At 66.7% G+C, this 23,527-nt stretch carries 27 protein-coding genes; 20 read left to right on the forward strand and 7 right to left on the reverse strand.

Annotated elements, in window-relative coordinates; genetic code table 11:
• Window positions 1-8: 8 nt before the first annotated feature.
• Both BJY17_RS03860 and cmtR read right to left on the reverse strand, forming a co-directional pair.
• A complete protein-coding gene (locus BJY17_RS03860; RefSeq protein ID WP_179552703.1) occupies window positions 9-662 on the reverse strand; it encodes a cation transporter in 654 nt (217 codons plus the stop codon).
• Window positions 659-1,015 (reverse strand): Cd(II)/Pb(II)-sensing metalloregulatory transcriptional regulator CmtR, encoded by a 357-nt coding sequence (cmtR, locus tag BJY17_RS03865; RefSeq protein WP_179550205.1) that lies wholly within the window; start codon window positions 1,013-1,015, stop codon window positions 659-661. The genes BJY17_RS03860 and cmtR overlap by 4 nt, the downstream gene beginning before the upstream one ends.
• 39 nt (window positions 1,016-1,054) lie before the next feature.
• On the opposite strand from cmtR, the gene BJY17_RS03870 reads away from it, so the two are divergent.
• On the forward strand, window positions 1,055-1,291 hold the full coding sequence (locus BJY17_RS03870; protein WP_179550206.1) for a MerR family DNA-binding transcriptional regulator: 237 nt from the start codon (window positions 1,055-1,057) through the stop codon (window positions 1,289-1,291).
• Here the strand turns inward: BJY17_RS03870 and BJY17_RS03875 are convergent.
• The 4 genes from BJY17_RS03875 to BJY17_RS03890 are packed head-to-tail and all read right to left on the reverse strand — an operon-like array spanning window position 1,277 to window position 4,409.
• Window positions 1,277-2,437, reverse strand: a complete 1,161-nt coding sequence (locus tag BJY17_RS03875) for an alpha/beta hydrolase family protein (RefSeq protein WP_322789739.1) — start codon at window positions 2,435-2,437, stop codon at window positions 1,277-1,279. The two genes, BJY17_RS03870 and BJY17_RS03875, sit on opposite strands and share 15 nt — an antisense overlap.
• 5 nt (window positions 2,438-2,442) lie before the next feature.
• Complete coding sequence (locus tag BJY17_RS03880; RefSeq protein ID WP_179550208.1) at window positions 2,443-3,465, reverse strand: hypothetical protein; 1,023 nt, start codon at window positions 3,463-3,465, stop codon at window positions 2,443-2,445.
• The gene (locus BJY17_RS03885) at window positions 3,462-3,926 is read right to left on the reverse strand and encodes an ImmA/IrrE family metallo-endopeptidase (RefSeq protein ID WP_179550209.1); all 465 of its coding nucleotides are present in this window, start codon (window positions 3,924-3,926) and stop codon (window positions 3,462-3,464) included. Before BJY17_RS03885 ends, BJY17_RS03880 begins: the two co-directional genes overlap by 4 nt.
• A 60-nt stretch (window positions 3,927-3,986) precedes the next feature.
• Window positions 3,987-4,409 carry a hypothetical protein gene (locus BJY17_RS03890; RefSeq protein ID WP_179550210.1) on the reverse strand — a complete coding sequence of 141 codons (423 nt, stop codon included), beginning with the start codon at window positions 4,407-4,409 and terminating at the stop codon, window positions 3,987-3,989.
• Window positions 4,410-4,833: 424 nt separating this feature from the next.
• Between BJY17_RS03890 and BJY17_RS03895 the strand changes: the two genes are divergently transcribed.
• The 9 genes from BJY17_RS03895 to BJY17_RS03935 are packed head-to-tail and all read left to right on the forward strand — an operon-like array spanning window position 4,834 to window position 11,951.
• Entirely contained in the window at window positions 4,834-5,808 is a 975-nt protein-coding gene (locus BJY17_RS03895) for an ArdC family protein (RefSeq protein WP_179550211.1), read from the forward strand.
• Entirely contained in the window at window positions 5,808-6,737 is a 930-nt protein-coding gene (locus BJY17_RS03900) for a bifunctional DNA primase/polymerase (protein WP_179550212.1), read from the forward strand. Before BJY17_RS03895 ends, BJY17_RS03900 begins: the two co-directional genes overlap by 1 nt.
• Window positions 6,725-7,438, forward strand: a complete 714-nt coding sequence (locus tag BJY17_RS03905; RefSeq protein WP_246303648.1) for a DUF2637 domain-containing protein — start codon at window positions 6,725-6,727, stop codon at window positions 7,436-7,438. The genes BJY17_RS03900 and BJY17_RS03905 overlap by 13 nt, the downstream gene beginning before the upstream one ends.
• Window positions 7,431-7,853 (forward strand): hypothetical protein, encoded by a 423-nt coding sequence (locus tag BJY17_RS03910; RefSeq protein WP_179550213.1) that lies wholly within the window; start codon window positions 7,431-7,433, stop codon window positions 7,851-7,853. Before BJY17_RS03905 ends, BJY17_RS03910 begins: the two co-directional genes overlap by 8 nt.
• Window positions 7,854-7,856: 3 nt before the next feature.
• Window positions 7,857-8,744 (forward strand): hypothetical protein, encoded by an 888-nt coding sequence (locus tag BJY17_RS03915; protein WP_246303649.1) that lies wholly within the window; start codon window positions 7,857-7,859, stop codon window positions 8,742-8,744.
• Window positions 8,741-9,829, forward strand: a complete 1,089-nt coding sequence (locus BJY17_RS03920; RefSeq protein ID WP_179550214.1) for a ParB N-terminal domain-containing protein — start codon at window positions 8,741-8,743, stop codon at window positions 9,827-9,829. The genes BJY17_RS03915 and BJY17_RS03920 overlap by 4 nt, the downstream gene beginning before the upstream one ends.
• Before the next feature lie 10 nt (window positions 9,830-9,839).
• Entirely contained in the window at window positions 9,840-10,496 is a 657-nt protein-coding gene (locus tag BJY17_RS03925; RefSeq protein WP_179550215.1) for a hypothetical protein, read from the forward strand.
• Between the two features lie 11 nt (window positions 10,497-10,507).
• Window positions 10,508-11,683: a M23 family metallopeptidase gene (locus BJY17_RS03930; protein WP_179550216.1), complete on the forward strand. Its 1,176-nt coding sequence runs from the start codon at window positions 10,508-10,510 to the stop codon at window positions 11,681-11,683.
• 1 nt (window position 11,684) lies between these two features.
• Window positions 11,685-11,951 carry a DUF6112 family protein gene (locus BJY17_RS03935; RefSeq protein WP_179550217.1) on the forward strand — a complete coding sequence of 89 codons (267 nt, stop codon included), beginning with the start codon at window positions 11,685-11,687 and terminating at the stop codon, window positions 11,949-11,951.
• Window positions 11,952-11,996: 45 nt separating this feature from the next.
• Here BJY17_RS03935 and BJY17_RS03940 read toward each other — a convergent pair whose 3' ends face one another.
• Entirely contained in the window at window positions 11,997-13,265 is a 1,269-nt protein-coding gene (locus tag BJY17_RS03940; protein ID WP_179550218.1) for a PIN domain-containing protein, read from the reverse strand.
• Between the two features lie 348 nt (window positions 13,266-13,613).
• On the opposite strand from BJY17_RS03940, the gene BJY17_RS03945 reads away from it, so the two are divergent.
• From BJY17_RS03945 to BJY17_RS03990, 10 genes are all read left to right on the forward strand, one after another.
• Window positions 13,614-13,883 (forward strand): DUF6112 family protein, encoded by a 270-nt coding sequence (locus tag BJY17_RS03945; RefSeq protein WP_179550219.1) that lies wholly within the window; start codon window positions 13,614-13,616, stop codon window positions 13,881-13,883.
• 45 nt (window positions 13,884-13,928) lie between these two features.
• Window positions 13,929-15,329: a conjugal transfer protein TrbL gene (locus BJY17_RS03950; protein WP_179550220.1), complete on the forward strand. Its 1,401-nt coding sequence runs from the start codon at window positions 13,929-13,931 to the stop codon at window positions 15,327-15,329.
• 2 nt (window positions 15,330-15,331) lie between these two features.
• On the forward strand, window positions 15,332-16,795 hold the full coding sequence (locus tag BJY17_RS03955) for a PrgI family protein (protein WP_179550221.1): 1,464 nt from the start codon (window positions 15,332-15,334) through the stop codon (window positions 16,793-16,795).
• Window positions 16,796-17,165: 370 nt separating this feature from the next.
• Window positions 17,166-17,489: a hypothetical protein gene (locus BJY17_RS03960; protein WP_179550222.1), complete on the forward strand. Its 324-nt coding sequence runs from the start codon at window positions 17,166-17,168 to the stop codon at window positions 17,487-17,489.
• A gap of 47 nt (window positions 17,490-17,536) precedes the next feature.
• Window positions 17,537-17,977 carry a hypothetical protein gene (locus tag BJY17_RS03965; protein ID WP_179550223.1) on the forward strand — a complete coding sequence of 147 codons (441 nt, stop codon included), beginning with the start codon at window positions 17,537-17,539 and terminating at the stop codon, window positions 17,975-17,977.
• Window positions 17,974-19,467: a TraC family protein gene (locus BJY17_RS03970; RefSeq protein ID WP_179550224.1), complete on the forward strand. Its 1,494-nt coding sequence runs from the start codon at window positions 17,974-17,976 to the stop codon at window positions 19,465-19,467. The genes BJY17_RS03965 and BJY17_RS03970 overlap by 4 nt, the downstream gene beginning before the upstream one ends.
• Window positions 19,468-19,529: 62 nt before the next feature.
• Window positions 19,530-20,525, forward strand: a complete 996-nt coding sequence (dprA, locus tag BJY17_RS03975; RefSeq protein WP_179550225.1) for a DNA-processing protein DprA — start codon at window positions 19,530-19,532, stop codon at window positions 20,523-20,525.
• Window positions 20,526-20,579: 54 nt separating this feature from the next.
• Window positions 20,580-22,409: a TraM recognition domain-containing protein gene (locus BJY17_RS03980; RefSeq protein WP_179550226.1), complete on the forward strand. Its 1,830-nt coding sequence runs from the start codon at window positions 20,580-20,582 to the stop codon at window positions 22,407-22,409.
• An 86-nt stretch (window positions 22,410-22,495) separates the two neighbouring features.
• Window positions 22,496-22,948, forward strand: a complete 453-nt coding sequence (locus BJY17_RS03985) for a single-stranded DNA-binding protein (protein WP_179550227.1) — start codon at window positions 22,496-22,498, stop codon at window positions 22,946-22,948.
• 7 nt (window positions 22,949-22,955) lie between these two features.
• The gene (locus tag BJY17_RS03990; protein WP_246303650.1) at window positions 22,956-23,513 is read left to right on the forward strand and encodes a DUF4913 domain-containing protein; all 558 of its coding nucleotides are present in this window, start codon (window positions 22,956-22,958) and stop codon (window positions 23,511-23,513) included.
• Window positions 23,514-23,527: the final 14 nt, after the last annotated feature.

Here is a 23,527-nt window from a genome sequence, read left to right on the forward strand (position 1 = left end):
CGGATCCATCATTCCTCGTCTTCCTCCTCATCGTCTTCGAGCAGACCGAAGGGGGACTCGACCTCGCCGCGCCAGGCCTCGATCCCTTCACGGATGGCGAGCGCGGCGACGACGAGTGCGGCGACCGAGTCGGCCCACATCCACCCGAACAGGGAGTTCAGGAGCAGACCGATCAGGACGGTCCCGGAGAGGTAGACGCAGAGGAGGAGTTGCTTGGCGTCGGCCAAGACGCTCTTGGAGCCGAGTTCGCGGCCGGTACGGAACTCGAACCACGCGAGCACCGGCATGACGAGCAGGCTCAGGGTGGCGATCCCGATGCCGAGCGGGCTGTGGTCTACCTCCTGTGCGCCGGTGAGGGTCAGGAGGGCGTCGATGATGACGTAGGCGGCTAGGGCGAAGAACGCGATGCCGATCGCTCGGACCGTGGCTTTCTCCCAGCGCTCGGGTTCCTTGCGTGTGAATTGCCACGCGACCGCGACGGCCGAGAGGACTTCGACGATTGAGTCCAGGCCGAATCCGATCAGCGCAGCCGAGGATGCGACGGTGCCTGCCCAGATCGCGACGATCGCTTCGATGACGTTGTACGTGATCGTGAAGGCGACGATGAACCGCACCCGCCGGTGAAGTGTCGCGCGCCTCTCTGTGGTGAGAGTTGTGCTCATCGGGCGTCCTCCTGGCAGCAGCCGGGGACAGTGCACGTCGGGTCGATGCAGGGCGCGCTCTCGTCGACGGCGAGCGTCACATCGACCAAGGACGTCAGCGCCCGTGCGAGGTGCGGATCGGCGATCTCATATCGGGTCTGACGTCCCTCGGGCTCGGCGACGACGATCCCGCAGTCCCGCAGGCAGGTGAGGTGGTTCGAGACATTCGAGCGGGTGAGCTCAAGGTTCTGTGAGAGCACCGCGGGATAGCTCGGTCCCTCGAGCAGGGTCATGAGGATCCGCGAACGGGTCGGATCCGCCATCGCCCGGCCGAGCCGGTTCATCACATCAAGACGGTTAGCAATAGTCAGCACCCGATGACTATACAGTCATGGCTGTATTAAAGAAACCGCGTGAGTTTGGAGCGAACCGGGCTGCCGGCGAGCACGATCCGGTACTACGAGTCGGCGGGACTGATCGAGCCGGCTGGGCGTGGTTCGAATGGGTACCGGCTGAACGGCGCGCCACCTCAGAGATACGCAAACCATCCATGCGACAAACGTAAACCTTCGAGCCACTCGAAGCTCAACCGCCAGCCTCGAGAGCGACCGAGCGTAGATCGCGGCAAGCCAGACTCAGCCCGAGACTGAGGCAGATCGGCGTCCGACGCACTCATCCAACGCCGAAGCCACGGATACCCGCCAACGCTTGGGGTCGGCGTTCCAGGTCATGGTGTGGTCCGCATCAAACGGTTCGAGGTGAACGAGGTCCGGTCGGAGATGTTGGAGACGAGTCGCGACCTCGATCGGCGACGAAGCATCGGCGGATCCGTGGAGGATGAGCATCGGGGCAGTCAGGTCGTCGGTTCGCGTGATCCAGTCGAAACGGCGGAGACCGACAGACGCAGCGAGCCCTGCGATGCGCGCCAACCGCCGATGGTCGAGCCACGGGACGGCGAGTACTCCAGTCCACGCTGGGAGACCGGACCGCCTGCAGTTCGCCTTGATCGTAGAGACCCAGTCGAGCACCGGCGATTCGAGCACGAGCCCAGCGACGATGCCGCGGAGCGCAGGCTGCGCGGCCAGTTGAAGGGCGATGGCCGCACCCATCGACCATCCGAAAAGGATGACGCGGCGCGCGCCATACGCGAGCGCGTAGTCGACGGCGGCCCGCACATCTTCGACTTCGGTGGCGCCGAGCGTCGCGCGCCCAGAACTCAATGTCGGACCTTCGCCGTCATTCCGATAGGTCACGACGAGCGACGCGAGTCCGGCCTCGGCTGCAACCTGCACGCCACGGAGTGTTCCGGCACGAGTGCTCCCGAGGCCGTGAACGTGGATCACCCACGTGGTCGACCATGCCCCGCGAGGTTGGATCAGCCAGGCGGGCATCGGGCCGGCATCCGTCGGGATATCCACGTCGAGTGCTTTGAGGCCCGCATCTTCCGGGCTCGAGAAGTAGATTCCGCTCCACGATGCGAGAGCGCCGGGGCGCAGGCCAGCACCAATCTCCGCGACGACCTCGCGGCCAACGAAAGCCGGACCGCGGTTCTGAACCTCGCTGGACAGCCGAACCCAGCCTCCGTTCTCGAGCAAAAGGCAATATCGCCCGGGCGCTGCCGTTTGCGGCGTACGGTCGAGCACTACGATCGGCCGCTCCCCCGAGGTATCCACCTCACGAATGGTGAGGTCGTACCGCCGGCCGCCCACTGGTGAGGTAAGGCGCCGTGCGATGACCAGACCGAGACCACCGAGCGCGACGCCGACTGACGCCACGGCCCCGACCACTGCCCACACGGCTCTCATCGCTTCTGCTGCTCCCACCCGATTCGCGAGCGCGAGCGCACCCTCGTTGCAGTTTCGCCTCGACCAGCTCCGAGTAGTTGCCGCTCCGCTCGCTCGACGAGCCTCCTCTCGTCATCACTCACCTCGAACGACACCCTCGTGTCGATCATCGCGTCACGGATCTCGACGACCTCACGGTGCAGTAGCGTTTCGGCATTCTCGGCGTGGAAGGCGGCATCCTCGCTCTGACTGATGCCTGGCCGCACCGCGACGGCTCGCGCCCACACTGGCTCAACCTGCCGCGCCAGTGCCCGCGTGATTTTCTCGCGGGACCGCGCTTCCATGCTTCGAGCGACCGGCTGTCCGGCAAACCCGAGACAGAGAAACAGGAACGTGAGCAGGTACAGCGGCCCGTACGCGACCGAGGCGGCGAGCATCAGGTCCAGGTTCACTGCCACATGCGCGACATCCATCGTGATGACGACGACGGTGAGCGCGATGCCGAAGACGCTTCCGATGACCAGAGAGACCGGCGGCAGGAGCTGGATGCCCCGGTTGTTTCGCAGCTGCCGAGACGCCAGTGCAGCCATCGCGGTGAGCACGATCGCGTAGTAGACGAAATGGATCATCGAGTAGGCGGCCGCGCCCGTTTGGTCGCCGAGCTCGAGCATGAAGTTCGTGGTGGTCGAGCCTCGATCAATGAGGAAGAACGCAGCGATCACACAGACCAGCGTGATCACGAGCGCGGGTATCCCGAGCGCGAGCTGAACGGAACGGGATCGGTGATCGCTGGCCTTCATGACGCTGCGACCGAGGAAGAACACGCCGACCGTCAGGGCGAGGTCGGCGACGAGCGTCAGCAGGTTGGTGCCACCAACGATGCCGTCGAACGCGACGTAGATGGAGTCGATGTTCAGGGTCATCGCGATCGCGATGAGGAGCGCGGCGTATGTGATCGTGCGCTCTCCACGGCCTCGGCGCAGGATGAGCAGGCATGCGAGCAGCAGCCACATCAGCGCGGAGACGAGGACTGGAATCACCCGAAGATCTCCAGGAACCGGGACTCGTGCATCGCTGACCCGCGGATCGCGGCGGCCAGCTGGTCCGCAAGCGACTCCGCGAGAATCTCGTCGGCGGTGTCCAGATTCTGTCGCCGAAGTAGGCGCCGCCGGGTCTCGAGCGGGATGTCCGGGAGGAGGAAGTCGGACTCCGCAGAGTCATCGTCCTCGCCGTGATCGAAGATCATGTGTGCGAGCTCGTGCAGCACGAATTGCTGTCGATGCAGTGCTGACTCGCTGTGTGCGTGGAGGACCAGATCCTCGGTGTCGGTTTTGAGCCAGATCGCACAGAGCCCGTCGTGGTCGCCGAGCTCGGAGAGTTCGACGATGCGCAAGCGTCGCGCGCGCCGCGACTGCACCGCGTCGACCAACGCGTCGAACGTGAACGCGTCTCCCAGGGCGAGTCCATTGAAGGCCGCTGACACGGCGGCCTCGCTGTTCACGGGTCGTCACCTCCGTTTGCCGATTTGTAGGGTTCGCCCTCGGCTCGGTTGCGCCAGGCGTTACGTTCTGACGATCTCCTCATCGAGGAACTTGCTGATCGCTTCGAGTGCGTTCGGTGAGATGTCTCCGAGCGTGCGAGCGGCATACGACTTCACGCGAGCGGCGCGCATTGAGCGAACGAGATCGAGCTGCGCGCTGACCCGGTCGGGAGCTCGCGCGCCTTCGGCGCCCAGAAGGAACTCCGTGTCGACGTCGAAGTACGCGGCGAGCCCGTCAAACAGCGCGCGGTCTTGCACATACCGGTGACCGTTCACCATGTAGGTCCAGCGGGAGCGCGACAGGTTCGTCCCGCGTTCCTCGAGGAATGCGGCGATCTGCGAATACGTGGGCTCCGACCCCGTTTCAGCGACCGCGACATCGAGAAGGAGCCTGAGGCGTTTCGCCAGATCCTCTGCAGCCGCTTTGCTCTCGACTTCGTTCATTTCTCGCATCCACCATCACCCTCGGGATAGGTCTGATATTGCTGATTCGCGTCGCTTCGGCACCGAAGCATTGGGCATGCTCAATCTACCCCGAGAGCACACCCGACACAAGCGTTGCGCACGCTCAAATCACGTGGTATGAACGGAGTCGACCAGACATTGAGCATGCTCAACGAGGAGGTGGCTCAGCAAAATCGAATTCAGCGGCGTCCACGCCGTCGCGCACGCGGTCTCCGCGATTCCGCTCACCTGCGCCCGAAGCATCCGTGTGCAGACCGGCACACCTATGCGTCAGCCAGGCGCACAAGCGCGGCGGTCGTCCCGAAAGGTGGTCAACGTGTCGACGAACCCGCAACTGCAACACGATCGGGAAGCGAAGCTGGTCGAGCTTCATGAACACCTCATCGCGTCGGTCGAGACGTTAGTGACCGGCGCCGAATGGAAGCGCGCCCTCGAGTTCGCCGCCCGATTTCGCATGCGGTCGTTCAACAACACCCTGCTGATCTGGTGGCAGCACGACGCCGCATACCGGCAGGGGCGTGTGCCCGACCCGATGCCGAGGTACGTCGCCGGGTTCAAGCAGTGGCAAATGCTCGGCCGGCGAGTGATCGCCGGACAACGCGGGTACATGATCTTCGCGCCGCTCACCGCACGCTTCGCAACTTCGTCACCCACGGACGCGGACTCGTGGCGCCGGCTCCGGCGGAACGAGCGCCCCCGTGCCGGCGAAGTCGTGCGCTCTCGCATGGTGGGAGTCCGTCCCGCGTACGTCTGGGATGTCTCGCAGACCGACGGTCGCGCACTGCCCGAACTGCCGGTTCCGCGCCTGCTCCGCGGCGAGGCGCCGTCGGGACTCTGGGATGGGCTCGCCGCGATCGTTCGCGACGAGGGCTTCGGCCTCGTGATGGTGACGGATGCCTCGGCACTCCGCGGCGCGAACGGCCTCACTGATTTCAAAGCACGCGCGGTCATGGTGCGCGATGACATGGATGCCTCGGCCCGGGTGAAGACACTCGCGCACGAGCTTGCGCACGTCCGAATGCACGATCCTGGGAGCGACGCCTCCTTGCATCGCGGCATCGGCGAGGTCGAGGCAGAGTCGGTCGCGCTGATGATCGGTGCGGCGCATGGAATCGACACGAGCGACTACACGATCCCGTACGTGTCGTCGTGGGCGAACTTCGTCCAGGGGAAGACACCAACCGAGGTGATCCAGGAGACCGGCGAGCGCGTGCGACGAGCCGCCGCCGCGATCCTCGACCAGCTCCCGACCGCTCAATACAGCGCCGGGGATCCTCCCGGGCTCGATCGGCGCGGGCAGTCTCATCGCCTCTCCCCGACCGTCGTCGCAGCCGCCTCCGAGCGGCAAGCGGGGCAGCTCGAAACGCGGAGCCTCTGATGGACATCGCCGAGCTTCTGTTGACCACAAACCACCTGCCGACCCGCGACGCAGCGATCGCGTTCGCCCGTGCTGGTATCCCAGTCTTCCCATGCGTCCCCGAGTCAAAGCGTCCCCTGACCCCGGCCGGATTCCACGATGCGAGCTGCGACCCCGACCAGGTCGTCGCGTGGTGGGCGCGCTGGCCTCACGGGAACCTCGGCATGCCGACCGGTATCGCCTCCGGCATCGACGTCGTCGATGTCGACGCGAAGAGTGCCGCATGGTCGGGCTTCCCATCGTTCGAGCGCGCCGCCACGGCGGGACTCATCGATGGCGAACTCGCCCGCGTTCGCACGCCCTCCGGCGGCCTGCACGTGTACTTCCCTGCGATGCGATCCCGCCCGCAGCGCTGTTGGCAGGCGGCCGTCGCGCACATCGACTTCCGCGGGACGGGCGGGTATGTGATCGCGCCGCCGTCGACCTTGTCGACGGATCATGGCCGGATCGCGTATCGCCTCTTCTCCGTGTCATCCGCACATGCCAAGCCTGTCGACGCGACCGCGCTTCGCGAGTTCGTCGACCCGCACCGGACGCTGCCGCGCATGCACACGGCGAAACCTCCTCAGACCGGGTCGGTCGACCCGAGCCGGCTCGCTGGCTGGGTGGGCCGCCTCCAGGAGGGCGAGCGAAACGCTGGTCTCTTCTGGGCTGCCTGCCGACTCGCGGAGGCCGGCTTCCCACTCGACACCGTCGCATCCGCCTTGGCGCCGGCCGCGGCGAGCGCCGGCCTCGCTGATGCTGAAATCGCGACCACGATTCGGTCCGCCATCCGTCAAGCCTCGGCGACACCACCCGGGGCGACGGGTCAGAGACAGAACACACCGATCCCCTGGTCTACTCCCGCGTCACCACCACGACGGGCAGGAGACACGCGATGCCTGCCCTGAACCGCCCGACTACTCCCCCTCGTCCCGACGGCGTCCGCCTCGCGATGATCACCGCGGTCATCGGCACCGTTTTCATCGCGGCCGGAGCGTTCTGGCTCTCATTCACTTCACTCAGCGACCTCGCCCGCCGATCCGGGCTCGACCCCGCCCAGTCATGGGTGTGGCCGCTCATCGTCGACGGCATCATCGTCGTCGCGACAGTAGCCGCTGTCGCGCTCGCTCGATCGCGTGTCGCCTGGTATCCGTGGATGCTGCTCATCGCCGGCGCCGCCATCTCCGTCGCCGCGAACGCCATCCACGCGATCGTCGCCGACACGACCGATGTGCCGCTCTTGCTCGCGGCATCCGTCTCGGCCGTCCCTCCGCTCGTGCTGCTCGCAATCACCCACCTGACCTCAGTGCTCATGCGCCACGACCCCGCCCTCGCCGCGGCACCCACAACCGCGCTTGCGAAAGCGAATGCGAAGGCGGAGAAACCAGCCCCGGTTCCGACTGCCGCGGCCGAGCCACACCCCGAACTCGCTCCCGCACTTCCAGACCGCACGGATGCCTCCTCCCTCCGCGCGCTCGGATGGTCGAACTCCGCGATCGCTCGGCATCTCGGCGTGCACCCGTCCACGGTCGGCCGCTGGTTCCGTGACCGCGTCGTCGCACCTGCTGTGCAGACCAGCACCATGAGGGAAGGCACGACCGATGGATGAGGAAGACTTCGAGAAGGAACGCCCCGAGGCATCCGATGCAGCGGGCTTCGACAGCGCGACGGACTCGAAGAACACAGCAGTGGCGCATCCGGTCGATGACTACCGCGAGCGGTTCGCCGCACTCCGGCGACGCGTGAATTCCGACCCAAGCCACACGCTCGGCGCGCACCGCGAAGCCGCTGATCGCCCCGGAATCGTCTGGGTCCGGGCATCCGATCTGCTCAGTTCGAGCAGCGGCCGCCTCGCCGGTCGCGGCCTCGACTTCGAGACCGAACTCGCGCGCCGCCTGCGCCGCGCCCCGGCCACCGCTCGCCACGCACTCCGCGAGCGTGCCGACCGCCTCCCTCCGCTCTCCGCGTTCGGACGATCGGGCGAGCATCCACACCTGAACCGCGACGGGCTCGGCCGGCGGTGACCCATGCGCATCCTGCTGAACGCGGTGACACACACCTACGTGACAGGGGGTGCCGCGGTGGACGAGACGACACAGTCGGATGCCGCGTCGACGAGCTTCCACAACTCCGAGGGCCTTCGTACGTTGCTCGACCGTCTGCAGTCCAACGGCGGCACCGGCTGGCGCACTGACCCCGATGCCGCCGAGCTCATGCGATACGCGGCCGACCGTTACGCGGCGCTCGCGCGCAAGCACGGCCTCGATCCGTGGGAGGCGGCCGCCGCCGCGTTCGACGCGATGCGTGCGCCGGCGACACTGCGAGCGGATGACCCGTGGGCGATCGTCACCCGCGCCGTGCAAGTCACCTGCATCGCCGAGGAACGCGCGCAGGGGCTCCTGTGCTCGGTGCACCAGGCACGGCGGCCGCGAGTTTCGTCGTACCACGACGCCGAGCGATTCAGCGATCGCGAGCACGCGCTGCTCGACTACCATCCGGCGTTCCGCACCGATCCGGTCGACACTCCGCGCGAGCCATCCGAATCGCCGCGCGAAGTTGAGCGCGCGGTTGAGGATGCGATCTCGCTGTTCATCCTGCTCGGTTGGGAGCCGGATCGCTCGCGGGGCGGGGTCGAGTACATCTGCAACAGGCTTGCGGATGCCCCGTCGCGTGCGTCTGCGTACGAGTCGCTGCGCCGCGACTACGCGGCCCGCGCGTTGCTCGACATTCCGCAGCGCGCGTGGATCGCGATGCTCCGCGCGGTCCTCGGTTTCAGCGACCAGGTCCATGAGCACACGGTGGCCGGCCGGGGCATCCTTCTTCGCCTGCTCGTCGGCGAGCACTTACGGTCACTGCTTCAGGACGACGATCTGATTGCCGACATCGTCGGCAACCTCCCGGGGGCGGGCGGATGACCGGCACACCGGGGCACATCGAGCTGGAGCGGTCGATCGACTCAATTCGGATCGGGTCGCGGCACCGCGCCGACCTCGGCGACATCGACGCCCTCGCCACGTCCATCGAACGCCAAGGCCTGCTGCAGCCGATCACCGTCACGCCCGACGGAATGCTCGTCTGCGGCGCGCGCCGCCTCGCCGCCCTGCGCCAACTCGGCGTGCGGAAGCTCAACGTGTGGGTCCGCTCCGGCATCTCGGACCGGCTCACCGAACTCCTCGCCGAGCAAGACGACAACACCCTGCACAAGCCACTCAGCCCCACCGAGTCAGCGACGCTCTACCGCGAGCTGAAGCAACTGCTCGCCGAGGAAGCAGCACGCCGCCAACAGGCAACGCGATTCCAGGCGAAGGACGAAAATCCCAGATCAGACGGTGGCGGCGAATCGCCGCCGCCGGGGTCACCACGTGCCGGAGAGGCCCGCGGACAAGCCGCCCGCCTGGTCACCGGCCAGGACTCGTATAAGCGCCTCGAGCAGATCGCCGACCTGCAGCACATCGCCGGCGATGAGAGCACGGATGCCTCGGTGCGAGCGCTTGCCCGCTCGGAACTCGACGGAATCGACCAGGGCGGCGCGGTGTCGTCGGCGCATCAGCGGGTGAGCGCGCAGCATTCGTTGGCGGAGCTCGAGGCGATCGCGGCTGATCTCTCGCGACCGGCCGGTGTGCGCCACGCATCCTCGGCGAGCGCAGCACGGTTGCACGCGGTCGAGCAGTCCGCGAGCGCGGCGGAACTCGAGCAGCTTGCGCGAGAAGCACTGGCCCGGGTGAAGGCGGCGAAGAAGTCGACGAGCGGGTCACACCACCCTGCGCCGGCACGGCCGGCAGTTTCGCGCGACGAAGCGAAGCTGCCCGCACGCGCATTCGTGTTCCTCTGGAGCGATCTACGCGACTGGTGGATGCAGTACGACGTCGACGAACTCGCGGCCGTGCTCACCGGCGAGCAGTGGGACCAGTTCGAAGAGACGCTGGCCGGCACGATCGCGTTTGCGGAGTCGCTGCGGGCGCTCCGTTCCGGATCGCGCGCGACGGCTGTGGCTCGGTGAGGCGGATCCGATGCGCTTCTTCCAACGACGACGTCGGTTGTTGATTGCGATCATCGCGAGCGGCGCCGCGATGATCGTGCTCGTCGGATTCGGCGTGTACGGATTGCTCCGCGGGCCATTGCATGGGGCCGAGAGCGAGCAGCGAGGGCCCGAGGCATCCGAACGGTTGGAGACTCCCCCACGGCCCTTGCGACCCGTACCGGTTCTCTCAACCTCGAACCCGGAGCTGTTCGCGCGGAGCGTCGCCAGCGCGTTATTCACTTGGGACACGCGTCATCCGAGTGGTCCGTCGGAATGGGCCCAGATGCTGGTCGACGTCGCGGACGCAGATGAGGCCGCAGCTTTGGCATCTGATGTGCGCGGCTACCTCCCCTTGCCGGAGATGTGGGAGCAGCTCAGCGCCTACGGCACCAGGCAGCGGCTCGACGTGGAGTCCGTCACTTTGCCCGATGCTTGGACGACAGCGCTCGGGCAGGCCGCACCGGGCCAACTCCCCCGCGGTACATCCGCCTTCACGATCGACGGAACTCGTCTGCGCGAGGGCACGTGGGGCATGGAGGACGCCCGCTCAACGCGGCACGTGTCGTTCACGGTGTTCATCGCTTGTCCGGCTCACGAACCGTGCAGGCTCCTGCGGATCTCGAAGCTCGACCGGCCGCTGGAATGAGGGCCGTCGGAATGAAGAAGCTGCTCGGCCTGCTCGCGCTCGTCCTGCTTCTCGGCCCACCAGCCGGCCTCGTGAGCGTCGCGGCGTTGATGAACCCGGCCGCGATCTCCTGCTCGTCGGGGTCGCTTCTCGTCGGTGACATTCCCGACTCCTTGACCGCTCGAACCCGCGACGGACGATCGATCGCGCTAAATAGGCAGCAGCTCACGCATGCGGCAACGATCATGACGGTCGCCGGGCGTACCGGAGATGTCGGTCGCGAGGGCACCATCATCGCGCTGATGGCCGCGCTCACCGAGTCGACGCTGCGGATGCTGGCCAACCCGAGCGCCTACCCCGAATCGCTCGGGTTCCCGAACGACGGCATCGGCTCGGATCACGACTCGCTCGGGCTCTTCCAGATGCGTCCCGCCTCCGGCTGGGGGACGGTCGCCGAACTCATGGACCCGGAGTACCAGGCGCGGGCGTTCTTCGGCGGGTCATCCGGACCCAATGGCGGATCGCCTCGTGGACTGCTCGATATCCCTGCCTGGCAGCTCCTCGACCACGGCGAGGCCGCGCAGGCCGTCGAAGTCAGCGCCTACCCCGACCGCTACCAGAACTACCAGCCGGTCGCTGAGGCGATCCTCACCGCGCTCACTCGCACCCAGACCGCGGGCAGATCGGCCGCAGCCGGCGGCGGGCTCCTCGTGCCCGAAACCTCTCGCCTCGCCTTCCCGCTCCCGGCGGGCACCTACATGAACACTGACAGCTTCGGACCGCGCATCGACCCGTACACCGGTGAACAGCGATTCCACGCAGGCAGTGACCTCGCCGCCCCGATGGGAACGCCGATCCTCGCGATCGCCGACGGCATCGTCACCTTCGCAGGCCAGCGTGGCACCTACGGCGGACTCATGATCATCGAGCACACCGTCGCCGGCGAGCGCATCGCCTCGTACTATGCCCACATGTACGACCACGGCATTCATGTCGCCGAGGGTGACACCGTTGCCGCTGGCCAGCTCATCGGCGAAGTCGGTTCCGCCGGCAAATCAACCGGTCCGCACCTACACCTCGAAATCCATCCCGGCGGCGCGAACGCACCCGCCGTCGACGCGATCGACTGGCTCGCCGAGCACGGCGCTGCTGGTCTCAGTGGAGCGGATGTCTCAACTGCCGCATGCAGAGCCGAAAGGACGCCTTGAAATGGAGATCTTCCCCGACTTTGGCGCCGTCGGCGGTGCCGCCGAGCTGCGAAGCATCACTGGCGCGCTATTGACGATCGTGCTCATCGTCGCCGTGCTCATGATGATCATCAGCGGAATCGCCTGGGCGCTGGCGTCCGCGAACGGGCACTTCAACGTTGCGACGCGCGCACGGATCGGGCTGTGGGTCGCGTGCGGCGCTGCAGCGCTCGCGGGGGCAGGGGTGGCGTGGGTCAACTTCCTGCTCGACGTAGGCGCGGGTCTTTAATTGCGCGGGAGCGAAGCGGCAGGCTGACCTGTTGCGTACGCCGACCTAATCGGAGGGGGATCCGTCGTCCTCTGAGCTCTGACCGGCAGCGGGGCTGTCGCTGTCGGCAGCGACGTCATCGTCTTCGGACTCCTCGACGTTGCCCATCTGTCGATTGACTGCTGCCTGTCGACTGGCTTCACCCAACTTGAAGGCAACCAGTGCGGAGAGGTTTTGAGCCATCTCCGTCCCCAACTCTTCCAGAGCCCTGGCCATTGCACCCTGTGGCGGGATGACGAGGTCTCCCCAACCTGCCGCAAGCTGATTGTTGATCTGAGCTCGGAGTCCAGGCGAAACGAAGTTACTCCCGAGCCACTCGGTTCGCAGCGCCCCGAAGCCTTCTGGGGTGGGAATGGTCGGCCACTTCAACACAGCGTTGCCGGACACGCTATGCAGGCGATGCGTGGCAGCGTCCTCCAGTTCGTCTGCAGCACGCTCGACCTCGACAGGGTCCGCCTTCGTGATTCGCGCACTCACTTCTTCGAGAAACGTCTTGCTATTCAGGATCAAGACATCGTGTCCGGTTCGCTCGTAGAACTCACTCCGCAGCGCGGGAAGCGGCGATCCGTCCACGTCAATCCAATCGCTCTTCTGGTCGTCGCTCACCAAAATCACATCCGACGCGGCAGCTCTGGCATGTAGAAGGGTCTGCTCCCAGAGGAAGTAGTCGCCAAACACGCGATCTCCCGTCTTGTCTTTGAGATCGGCAAAGCCAGGGGGCTGCTCGGACGCGAATCGTTCAGCACCACGACGGCGGTGTCGGCTTAGCTCCTTTGGCCCGAATGGTTCACCAATCCTCGCGGAGGTATACAGATGCTCCACCACGTCCAGCACAGGATCGCTACCGTCCTTCCGCTCGGCGTTGAGCCGCTCCTTTGACGCGTCCAGCGCCTTCTTCAGAGTCTTGGCCGCCCCATCGAGCCGATCGAACGCCTGTTGTGTTTTCAACTGCTGGTCGCGTTCTGTAAGCTGCACCATTTGCGTGCGCGCCTTCTCGATAGCAGTTGTGAGGTTTGCCGCCACTTGTGTGTGTTCAGCAGTTGCCCTGGCGCGAGTTGTCGCGCGGTTTCGATGAAACTCCAAGCCAACTTGATGGGGCATCCACAGCCGTTCCGCGATGGCCTGCAGGGCATCAACGAACGTCTTCCTAGTCGAAGGTGATTGTCCGTAGAGGCCAAGCAGCACGTTGGTGTCGAGAACGATTGTTGCCTCTGCCCACACACGCTTGAGTTCATCGTCGGTCGGCGGATAGTAGCCGCGGAATCGATCCTTCATCCACGGCCTCCACATTCAGTCGCAGTATGCGCGCGCGTCATTGACTCGGCCATACTCGGACCCTAGACCTGGCCGAGGGCGGACACCTGCACCGCCCCGCAGCGCCTAGAAACCAAAGGTTTGTGACCCGCACCATTCCGTTGGCCAAGATGGTTGGTGGAGTCACCTGCAAGCAGCGCCACGCCGGCCGAGGAACTCCCTACTTGTCAAGCACTCGCCGTCACTGGGGCATCATCGCCGTGGAGGCTGTGTCGCTCCGCTGTCGTTGTCCAGATGCACGTGCGACCGACTTCGGACCGTGCTGCGCTCCTTCCCTTCGGACCCACACGTCCACTGAGGGAGCTTCCAATGATCGACATCGATCCCAACGGCACCGGGCTTCCCGGCATCGAACAACTCCGCGTCATCGTCGGCGCCGTGATGACCGTCGGCCTCATCCTGGGCGTGCTCGCATTGATCATTTCAGCGATCGTGTGGGGCCTCGGGTCGAACTCGTCGAACCCGCACCTCGCGGCGCGCGGCAAGCTCGGGGTACTCGTGTCTTGCGCGGCGGCGATCATCTGCGGGGCATCCGTCACGCTAATCAATTTCTTCTGGAACGTCGGCCAAACCGTCTGAGCGAGCCGAGAGCCGGTAAGCGAAGCCCAGAGGCGGTGCGACAGCATGAGCGTCTGCGACATCCCCGTCATCGCCGAAGTCTGCAACACCGTCGGTGAGGGCACCGCGTCACTCGTCGCAGCGCCGTTCGACTGGCTCGCACACGCGATGGGCGCCGCCGCGGCCTGGCTGTTCGAAGCCGTCTGGACAGCCTTCGACACGACCACCCTCGTCGACCTCACCGACCCCGGCTACATCGCGGTCTACAACGTGCTGTTCGGCGTCGCGGTGCTCGTCGCAATGATCTTCTTCTGCTTGCAACTCATCGCCGGACTCGTCCACCGCGACCCCGGTGCTCTCTCCCGCGCCGCGCTCGGCCTCGCGAAGTCGGTGCTCGGATCGTTCGTGCTCGTTACGATCACTGGCCTGCTACTCGAGATAACCGACCAACTCGCGATCGGCGTCGTTCAAGCCTCTGGCAACACGATGGAAGGGATGGGCGACCGGATCGCGCTCCTCGCCGGAGGTCTCACGACGATCAACATCGGTGCTCCAGGTGTGGGCGCGATCGTGACGATCTTCCTCTCCGCACTCGCGATCAGCGCGGCCGCGATCGTCTGGTTCTCGCTCCTGATCCGCAAAGCCCTACTGCTGGTCGCGATCGTGTTCGGGCCGATCGCGCTCGCCGGCGCGACATGGGATGCCGCGAAGGGCTGGTTCACCAAATGGATCGCGTTCGTGATCGCGCTCATCCTGTCCAAGCTCGTCCTCGTCGTGATCTTCCTCGTCGCTATCGCCCAGGTCTCCGCGCCGATCGACGCAGATCTCGCATCGATCAGCGACCCGATCGCCGGGATCGTGCTGATGTTCATCGCCGCGTTCGCCCCGTACCTCACGTACAAGTTCCTCAACTTCGCGGGCCTCGACCTGCACCACGCAATGTCCAGCGAGCAGGAAGCCAAGTCGGCCCTGAACCGTCCGGTGCCGGTTCCCAATGGACCGATGACGGATGCCGCGAAGAAGGTCCTTGGGCCAAGTGAAGGCGGCGGCATGGGCGTGCGTGCCACCAGAGGTGGTGATGCCGCGACATCGGGCGCTGGTGCCTCAGGCCGGGGATCGCCAGGCGGTGGCGCCGGGCCAGCCGGAGCCTCGGCCAGCGGCGCTGCAGCTCGCACGAGCGCATCCGGCACCGGAGCTGGCGCAGGCGCGGGTGCAGCAGCCGGCGTGGCCGGGGCAGGTGTCGCCGCCGGTGCAGCCGTGGCGAGTGCGGCAGCACAGGCGGGCCCAAAGCTAGGCGCCGCGGTCGGGAGCATCAGCAACGCCCACGTCGAGTCCGCCGGTGATAGCGGGGCATCTGCTCCCCCAAGCGCGCTGCCGCCGGTTCTCGGATCCACGAGGCATCCGACCCCATCGCCCTGGCCGGATGCCTCGTCGCCGGCTGCAGCCCGCGCACGAAAGGACGTCTGACCATGGACACCGACACCACGCGCCCCGGATACGCCCTCGCCCCAGTTCAGTTCTCGAGGCTCACCCGGCGGGGCATCCTGCTCGGCCTCTCACTCCCCCAGCTCATCGCGCTCTCGATCGGGGTGCTCACGATCGTGACCGCGCTGTACACGACGGGTGCGTCCGGGATCGCGTGGACGTCTCCGATCTGGGGCACGGCGGCACTCAGCGCGGCGATCCCGATCGGCGGGCGCAAGATCGTCGAGTGGATGCCGATCACGAGCCGCTGGCTGTGGCGCGCTGCACGCGGGCAGCTCACCTACCGGCGCCGGATCATCCGTCCGCGCCCGGCCGGCACGCTCGCACTGCCCGGCGACGCGGCACCGCTGCGCGAGTGGCACGACCCCGAGTCCCGTGCGGTGATGATCCACGACCCGCACGCGCAGACCCTGACCGCGATCGTTTCCGTGTCACACCCTGCGTTCGCACTCCTCGACCCCGGCGAACAACATCGGCGCGTCACTGGATGGGGACGCGTGCTCGCCGGTGCGTGCCGGTCCGGCCGCATCGCCCGCCTTCAGGTCACCGAGCGTACCCTCCCTGACTCCGGCACCGGGCTCGCGGAATGGTGGGAGCGACACGGCGTCGACGATGACACCTGGGCCGCGTCGACCTACCGCGAGCTCATCGAACGCGCCGGCCCGGCCGGTGAGCGACACGCGACCACCATCAGCATTGCGCTCGACCTGCGGGCCGCGTCCCGGCAGATCCGAACCTCGGGCGGCGGCATGCGCGGGGCCGCAACGGTGCTCCGTCAAGAGATGACCGCACTCAACGGGTCGCTCCGAGCTGCCGACCTGGTCGTCGACGGATGGCTCACCCCAGACCAACTCGCGAGCACCCTCCGCAGCGCGTACGACCCGGAAATCGGTGTCGAACTCGATCGGCATCCTACGGTCGGGCGCGATCTCGCGACCGCTGGGCCGGTCGCGGTCGCCGAGTCGTGGGACCGGCTTCGCTCCGACAGCGCGTTCCACGCCGTGCTGTGGATAAGTGAATGGCCCAGGTCGCAGGTGTTTCCGGGCTTCCTCTCACCGATCGTCTTCACCAACGGGGTGCTCAGGACTGTCGCGCTGCACTACCTGCCGGTCCGTGCCGATCAGGCGGCACGCGACATCCGCAAGAAGAAGACCGAACTCATCAGCGACGCCCACCAGCGGCGACGCATCGGGCAGATCGAGGATGCCTCCGCGACCGCGGAGTACGACGACGTGCTGCAGCAGGAAGCCGATCTGACCGCCGGTCACGGAGTGCTGCGAACCACGGGGCTCGTGTGCGTGACCGCGCCGACCATCGACGAGTTGGATGCCGCGGTCGCGGCGATCGAGCAGGCTGCCATCCAAGCGTCGTGCGAGGTCAGGCGACTCGTCGGACAGCAGGCGCAGGCATTCACCGCGACAGCGCTGCCGCTGTGTCGGAGCGTGTAATCAGCAAGGGGGCGCACTCGCCTTGGCATCACATTGCGTGTTGGGACACCTCGGCCTATCCTCGAACATATCTTCGAAACTCTGAGGAGGGCCATGCTCACAACACACGGTGAACCCGTCACCGTCTGGCTGGATGGTACCGACCTTCCAACACGACTCGTCCACCACGGGATGCGCTACCGAGTCATCGACCAACCCACCTCGCTCCCCCAGACCCCGGAATGGCCAAGCGGCATCTCACACCCGCCGGCAAACGTGCTCCTGGCACCTGGGTGGAGAGTAACCGGGCGTTCCGACGACGACACGTTGCTCGTCTTCGACCTGCGGCATTCAGCGATCGGCTGGACCGTCGAAGCGACTTACGCCTGACGTGGGAAGCAACCGCAGATATCCCGACGCCGCCGACGAACGCGCCGATGAGATCCACCTCGAGCAGGCCAAGCTCGGCACCCCGGTGAGCCTGACGACCGCCGAAGTCCGACGCACCGGCCACCGCGCAGAGCCGCCCACGCCGATTCCGGTCATCGCATCAGTCCGGTATCGAGTCGTCTACGAAGAACCTCGAACCGTCGAGGGCGTGGCTCTCGCTTGGACTAACGGCGCCGTGCTGGTGAAGTACCCCGACCCAACGACGAAGCAGGATCGGTTCGTCTGGGTCTACGCCAACGCCGTGACGAGACGCACCTCGCTGTGATCTAAAGGGAGCACCTTCAGGATGAAGCATCCTGATTGGAGCTCGTCATGACCACCCTGGTGCAGCACGCCCCACCGTCCCGGTGGATCAGCGTCGTATTCCTCGACGGCGACGATGCCGAAACCGTGCTCGAGCTGATCGATCTCGCGGGGCCGGTGGAGGCGATCCGACACTTGGAGGAATGGGACTTCGGTGACGAGACGACCGAGGCCGCGCTTGAGAACGGCTATGTGTACGACGACATTCCAGCCGGCAGACTCGATCGCACCGCAGTCGACGAAACCGGGCACTACGCGCTGACCTACAGTCCGCACTACGGCTACGTGTCGCTGCTGCGCAGCTACGATGCCAGCCCCGATCCAACGCCTGCGGTCGCGCTCGAGAGGCCAGCGACGGAGGGTGAACGCGCGATCGCCGAGCACCCCGACCTGTGGTTCTCGCCGCACCATCACAGCACATCCTGCCCTGCACATCTCGTGACGCGATGAATGACTCGGACACGCAGGAACGTCTACTCACTGCGGCGTTGGTCGAACCACATCACGAGCGCCGAAGCGACCGCCGCGCACGGAAGCGTGCGGCAGCCCAGATCGAGACTGCTGCCCGGAAGGCGAAGACGAGCGAGCAACGCACCCGGTGGTCGGCCGAGCGGGCCGAGGCGCGCTTATCGGCCTACCTCCCCTCTGGCGGCGAGTCCGGCCCTGCCCAACTTCGGATGCCCGGCCGGCTCAAGCTACCCAAGCACCAGGACACGTCCGCGACGCTCGCCGGGCACTACCCATTCCTCGCCGAAGCCGGCCTCGGATCCGCCGGCGTATTCGTCGGGCAGGATCTCTACTCCGGCGGATCCTTCGTCTACGACCCCTGGGTGCTGTACCAGCGCGGGATCATCACCGCGCCCAACATCGTGCTCGCCGGCATCGTCGGGTCGGGCAAGTCGTCGCTCGCGAAGTCGCTGTACACGCGGTCGCTGCCGTTCGGGCGGCGGGTGTATGTGCCCGGGGATCCGAAAGGCGAGCACACCCCGGTCGCCGAAGCCGTCGGCGGGAAGGCGATCATTCTTGGCCATGGGCTCCGAAATCGGCTGAACCCGCTCGATGAAGGCCACCGCGCGGCATCCGTGTCGGATGCCGAATGGGCCGCGCAGCTCGCCGCACGTCGACGCGAGCTGATCGGCGCCCTCGCCGAGACGGTCCTCGACCGCCCACTGACACCGCTCGAGCACACCGCGATCGACCTCGCTCTCGCCGACGCGGTCCGCAACGCCGAGGTCCCGATCCTGCCGATGGTCGTCGACCGGATCCTGGCGCCGAACGCCGAAGATGACCGCGACCGACGGCTCGCCGAAGACGGCCGTCTCGTCGGGCACGCACTCCGGCGACTCGTGGCCGGCGATCTCGCGGGGCTCTTCGATGGGCCATCCACCGTCCGATTCGACCCCTCGTTGCCGATGGTGTCACTCGACCTCTCCCGTGTCGCCGAGAACTCGACCCTGATCTCTGTGCTCATGACGTGCTCGTCAGCCTGGATGGAGTCCGCACTGTCCGACCCCGACGGCGGGCAACGGTGGGTGATCTACGACGAGGCCTGGCGACTGATGGCCTACCCGGCACTGCTCCGCCGGATGGATGCACAGTGGCGGCTTGCACGGCATTTCGGGATCGCGAACATGCTCGTGTTCCACAAGCTCAGCGACCTCGACAACGTCGGCGACTCAGGGTCCGCGATGCGCGCGCTCGCGTCGTCTCTGCTCGCGAACGCGGAAACCCGGATCGTGTATCGGCAGGAGCCTGACCAGCTCGGTTCCACCGCGACCGCGCTCGGGCTCTCCGGCACCGAGCAAAAGCTGCTGCCGGCGCTCGGCCTCGGGCAAGGACTTTGGCGGGTCAAGGACCGCAGCTTCGTCGTGCAGCACCAGTTGCACCCCGACGAACTCGTGGCATTCGACACGACGGCGCGGATGACCGGTCAGTCATAGCAGGCGGTGGTTGCGGTGCACCTCCACTGCGACCTTCCAAACGACGTCGAGGGAGACATCCGATGTCCGACAGCATGAACCAGCAGCGAGAAGCGAGGATGCTGCTCGCAGCGCTGTCCGAACCAGCCGACATCGTCACCGGCACTCTCATCGCACGGCTCGGGGCCACCGAAACCATCGAACTCATCACAACCAGGGACCGGCTGCCGAACGGTGTCGACCCAGCCGAAGGAGAGCTCTGGCGGCGACGCCTCGCACCACGGATCAACCCTGGCCAGGTCGACCGGATCCGCGCGGACATGGAACGCCACGACCTGCGTCTACTCACTCCGGAGGATGTCGATTGGCCGGGCGAGCTGCAACAGCTCGGCGCGAGCGCGCCCATCGCGCTCTGGTTCAAAGGCAACGGGCACCGGCTCACGTCGCCGCTCTCGAGCAGGGTGACCATCGTCGGCTCCCGCGCGGCAACCGGGTACGGCGAACACATCACCAGAGAACTCGCATCCGATCTCGCGTCCCAGCACCGACTGATCTGCTCAGGTGGCGCCTACGGCATCGACGGGGCCGCCCACCGTGCCGCGTCAAGCGCAGAGCCCGGTTCGACGATCGCGGTCATCGCGAGCGGTCTCGACCGCCTCTATCCGGTGGGCAACGAACAGCTCTTCGAGCGGATCGTCGAGACCGGAGGCCTCGTCGTGAGCGAACTCCCACCCGGCGCAGCGCCCACCCGCTGGCGATTCCAGCAACGAAACCGAATCCTCGCCGCACTCGCCGGCGCGACGGTCGTCGTCGAGGCCGGTCACCGATCCGGGTCCCTCAACGTCGCCGGGCAGGCACACTCCCTCGGCCGACCAGTCGGCGCCGTCCCCGGCCCGGTCACGAGCCCCGCGAGCGCCGGATGCCACCGACTCATCCAAGAGGGCATCGCGAGCCTCGTCACCGACGCGCAAGACATCACCGATCTGCTCGACTCCACCGCAGGCTTCTCCGGAGACCGCACCTTCGCCTACTCCACCACCCGGCACTTCGGCCGCAGCGGCGCCGACCTCATCCTCTGAGAAAACGATGGCAGAGCGACGGATGCCTCGGACGCGACGGTTTCGGCAGACGCGATGAGCACGACACGAACGCAGAACGTGCTCGGTGGCGAGCTCGCGAGCCTCGGCATCGGACTCCTGCTCGGCGCGACAGGGCTCGCGCTCCTGCTCCGCGCTGCGGGCGCAGTCGCAGCCTGGGCGACATCGATCCCTCAGCCGGCGGGCGGGCCGGAAACAGGGCTCGCCGTGTTCCTCCGCCCCGGCGATCCAGCTGCCGCTCTGGACGCGCCCGGCCTGCACCCGGTTGCGTTCTGGATCTCGGCGACCCTCCTGATCGGCGCAACCGTCTCCGTGACCATATTGCTGTGGCGGGTCCTGCGCGCCGCCGGCCGTGTCACGAAGATCGACCCGCACCGCATACCCGGTATCGCCACTCGCAGCGACGTCAGCTACGCGGCATCCCGCGTCGCGCTGATGAAGCGCGCCTCCCACCTGCGACCATCACTGACTAACGCGAAGCCGACCGACGTCGGATACCTCCTCGGCCGGTCCAACGGAACGAACGTGTGGGCCAGCGTTGAGGACTCGATGCTCGTCATTGGCCCGCCTCGTTCTGGCAAAGGTGTGCACATCGTCATCAACGCCATCCTCGACGCCCCCGGCCCCGTGGTGACCACATCGACAAGGCCCGACAACCTCACGGCCACCCTCCGCGCCCGACGGTGTGCTGGACCGGTGGCAGTGTTCGACCCGCAGCAGCTCGCCGCCGGCGTTCCCGCAGGCCTCCGCTGGTCACCGATCCGCGGCTGTGAAGACCCGCTCACCGCGATGATCCGCGCCACCGGGCTCGCCGCCGGCACTGGGCTCGCCGCTGGTGGGGTCGACGGCGGTGGCTTCTGGGAAGCGAAGACCCGCACCGCCCTGCAAGTCCTCCTTCACGCCGCAGCGCTCGACCGCCGTCCGCCCGCCGAGCTCTACCGATGGACCCTCGACCCGACCGCAGCCCACGACGCCGCCGCGATCCTGCTCGGCAACCCCGCCGCCGCAACCGGGTGGGGCGATTCACTCCAGGCCATGCTCGACGCCGACCCCCGCACCCGCGACTCGATCTGGCAAGGCGTGTCCCTCTCACTTGGCGCCCTCGCGGACCCCCGGGTGCTCGACGCTGTTTCCCCCGGCGACGGCGAAGCATTCGATCCTGAAGGGTTCCTCCGCAGCAATGGCACCCTTTATCTGCTCGCCACCGGCGCAGGTGCCAACAACTCCGCCGCGCTCGTCGCAGCCTTCGTCGAGGACCTCATCGAGACCGCCCGCCGCATCGCCGCCCGCAACCCCGGCGCCCGGCTCGACCCGCCGCTCCTGCTCGCGCTCGACGAGATCGGCAACCTCGCACCACTCCCCTCGCTGCCCAACTTGATGGCCGAAGGTGGCGGGACCGGCATCACCACGATGCCGGTCCTGCAGTCCCTCGCGCAGGCCCGCACGAAGTGGAGCGACAACGCAGCCGGCGCGATCTGGGACTCCTCGATCGTGAAGATCGTCCTCGGCGGAGCATCCAACTCGAGAGACCTCCAAGACCTCTCGACTCTGATCGGCGAACGCGACGAAGCCACCGACTCGACCAGCGTCGGCGACCGCGGATCCCGCTCCGCCCAACGTTCCATCCGCCGCGTCGCGATCATGCCGCCCGACACCATCCGCACCCTCCCTTTCGGCACCGGCCTCATCCTCCTCCGCGCCGCCCCACCCGTCATCGCAAAGCTGCGGATGTGGACCGAGCGACCGGATGCCTCGAAGCTGAAGGAGAACCGCAGTCAGATCGAAACGCTTCTGCGCGAACTGCCGGCTCGGGCTGAAGCCCACGAACTCGCGGGGGAAGCCGATCCAGTGACCCCGAAGGAGTAGCGGCATTCACCGAGAGCGGAACCCGAGGCGCACCTCTCTGGTGAGCGGGTCGAAATCGATCCGCCAGATCGCAGGAGGACAGTCCCATGGCACTCCACACCCAACAGTCGCTCTCCGGCTTCATCGCCTCGGAGCCACACAGATCGGTCACCGAGGACGGCGACACTCGCTTCTACGTCCGCGTCGGGCAGCCTCATTACCGCCGCGAAGACGACGGGCGCTTCTCTGAACTCGCACCGACATTCCACGACCTCGTCGCATACCGCGCCACCGCTGACCGTGCATTCACCCGGTTCGCAAAGGGCGACAGCTTCGTTGCGGAGGGCTACATCCGAACCTTTCAGGTCGAACGCGACGGAGTCATCGTCGAACGCGAAGAGTTCGTCGCGAAGAAGATCGGCCACGACCTCGCCCGCACGAACTACGACGTCGATCGCAGCCGTCGGACGGGACCGGTCGCCGAACCAGAGGCACCGGGCCCGCGACCAGTCGTCCCGCCAGCGCAGGCGCTCGCCGACACCGGCGCGCTCGGTCGGTGAGATCCAAATGCCGGATGTCTCAAACCGCTCGTGGGGCGCCGAACCGCGGCATTCCTCGAACGATGAGGACTCGCTGCACGAACTAGAGGGACCTTTGACTTCGGAGCCGCCGCATCCGATCAACTGGAATCTGCTCACAGCTGAAGAAGCAGAGACGGAATGGGTGGAGCTCAACCGGTGGGTCAACTGGCTCAGACGAACCTACGGACTTCCAGCGTCCGTCATCCCACCGTTCTGGCATCGCCACCCCGAGCTCGTCTGGGAGCTCTCCGCCCTCCACCTGCACTGGCTCTGCGCCTACGATCCCGAGCAACACGGTTCCGCCCCATTCGGCTGGCACCGCGACTTCGCCGACGCCCGCCAACGCCTCCACGACTGGGTGGCCACGTCAGGCACTCGGCTCGACCGTGACCGGCCAACCCGCCAGACTGCCTGGCCGGGCGAGCCACCCACCAGCACCGTCGAGGACGCGGTGATCACCGACCGGGATGAGGACTTCGTGCGATTCGTCCTGGACGACGTCTCACTACGGCGAGTGGCCGAAGCCGAATTCTCGTCGGCCTGAGAACCCGACGTCGC

It is taken from the genome of Agromyces hippuratus, from assembly GCF_013410355.1.
GTDB lineage: Bacteria > Actinomycetota > Actinomycetes > Actinomycetales > Microbacteriaceae > Agromyces > Agromyces hippuratus.

Coding starts and splice junctions, on each gene's coding strand:
- BJY17_RS03945 (WP_179550219.1), top strand. CDS start 13,614: ATGATCGACATCGATCCCAACGGCACCGGGCTTCCCGGCATCGAACAA.
- BJY17_RS03985 (WP_179550227.1), top strand. CDS start 22,496: ATGGCACTCCACACCCAACAGTCGCTCTCCGGCTTCATCGCCTCGGAG.
- BJY17_RS03860 (WP_179552703.1), bottom strand. CDS start 662: ATGAGCACAACTCTCACCACAGAGAGGCGCGCGACACTTCACCGGCGG.
- BJY17_RS03935 (WP_179550217.1), top strand. CDS start 11,685: ATGGAGATCTTCCCCGACTTTGGCGCCGTCGGCGGTGCCGCCGAGCTG.
- BJY17_RS03940 (WP_179550218.1), bottom strand. CDS start 13,265: ATGAAGGATCGATTCCGCGGCTACTATCCGCCGACCGACGATGAACTC.
- BJY17_RS03990 (WP_246303650.1), top strand. CDS start 22,956: ATGCCGGATGTCTCAAACCGCTCGTGGGGCGCCGAACCGCGGCATTCC.
- dprA (WP_179550225.1), top strand. CDS start 19,530: ATGTCCGACAGCATGAACCAGCAGCGAGAAGCGAGGATGCTGCTCGCA.
- BJY17_RS03955 (WP_179550221.1), top strand. CDS start 15,332: ATGGACACCGACACCACGCGCCCCGGATACGCCCTCGCCCCAGTTCAG.
- BJY17_RS03950 (WP_179550220.1), top strand. CDS start 13,929: ATGAGCGTCTGCGACATCCCCGTCATCGCCGAAGTCTGCAACACCGTC.
- BJY17_RS03920 (WP_179550214.1), top strand. CDS start 8,741: ATGACCGGCACACCGGGGCACATCGAGCTGGAGCGGTCGATCGACTCA.
- BJY17_RS03925 (WP_179550215.1), top strand. CDS start 9,840: ATGCGCTTCTTCCAACGACGACGTCGGTTGTTGATTGCGATCATCGCG.
- BJY17_RS03970 (WP_179550224.1), top strand. CDS start 17,974: ATGAATGACTCGGACACGCAGGAACGTCTACTCACTGCGGCGTTGGTC.
- BJY17_RS03980 (WP_179550226.1), top strand. CDS start 20,580: ATGAGCACGACACGAACGCAGAACGTGCTCGGTGGCGAGCTCGCGAGC.
- BJY17_RS03915 (WP_246303649.1), top strand. CDS start 7,857: ATGCGCATCCTGCTGAACGCGGTGACACACACCTACGTGACAGGGGGT.
- BJY17_RS03905 (WP_246303648.1), top strand. CDS start 6,725: ATGCCTGCCCTGAACCGCCCGACTACTCCCCCTCGTCCCGACGGCGTC.
- BJY17_RS03900 (WP_179550212.1), top strand. CDS start 5,808: ATGGACATCGCCGAGCTTCTGTTGACCACAAACCACCTGCCGACCCGC.
- BJY17_RS03890 (WP_179550210.1), bottom strand. CDS start 4,409: ATGAACGAAGTCGAGAGCAAAGCGGCTGCAGAGGATCTGGCGAAACGC.
- BJY17_RS03965 (WP_179550223.1), top strand. CDS start 17,537: ATGACCACCCTGGTGCAGCACGCCCCACCGTCCCGGTGGATCAGCGTC.
- BJY17_RS03930 (WP_179550216.1), top strand. CDS start 10,508: ATGAAGAAGCTGCTCGGCCTGCTCGCGCTCGTCCTGCTTCTCGGCCCA.
- BJY17_RS03910 (WP_179550213.1), top strand. CDS start 7,431: ATGGATGAGGAAGACTTCGAGAAGGAACGCCCCGAGGCATCCGATGCA.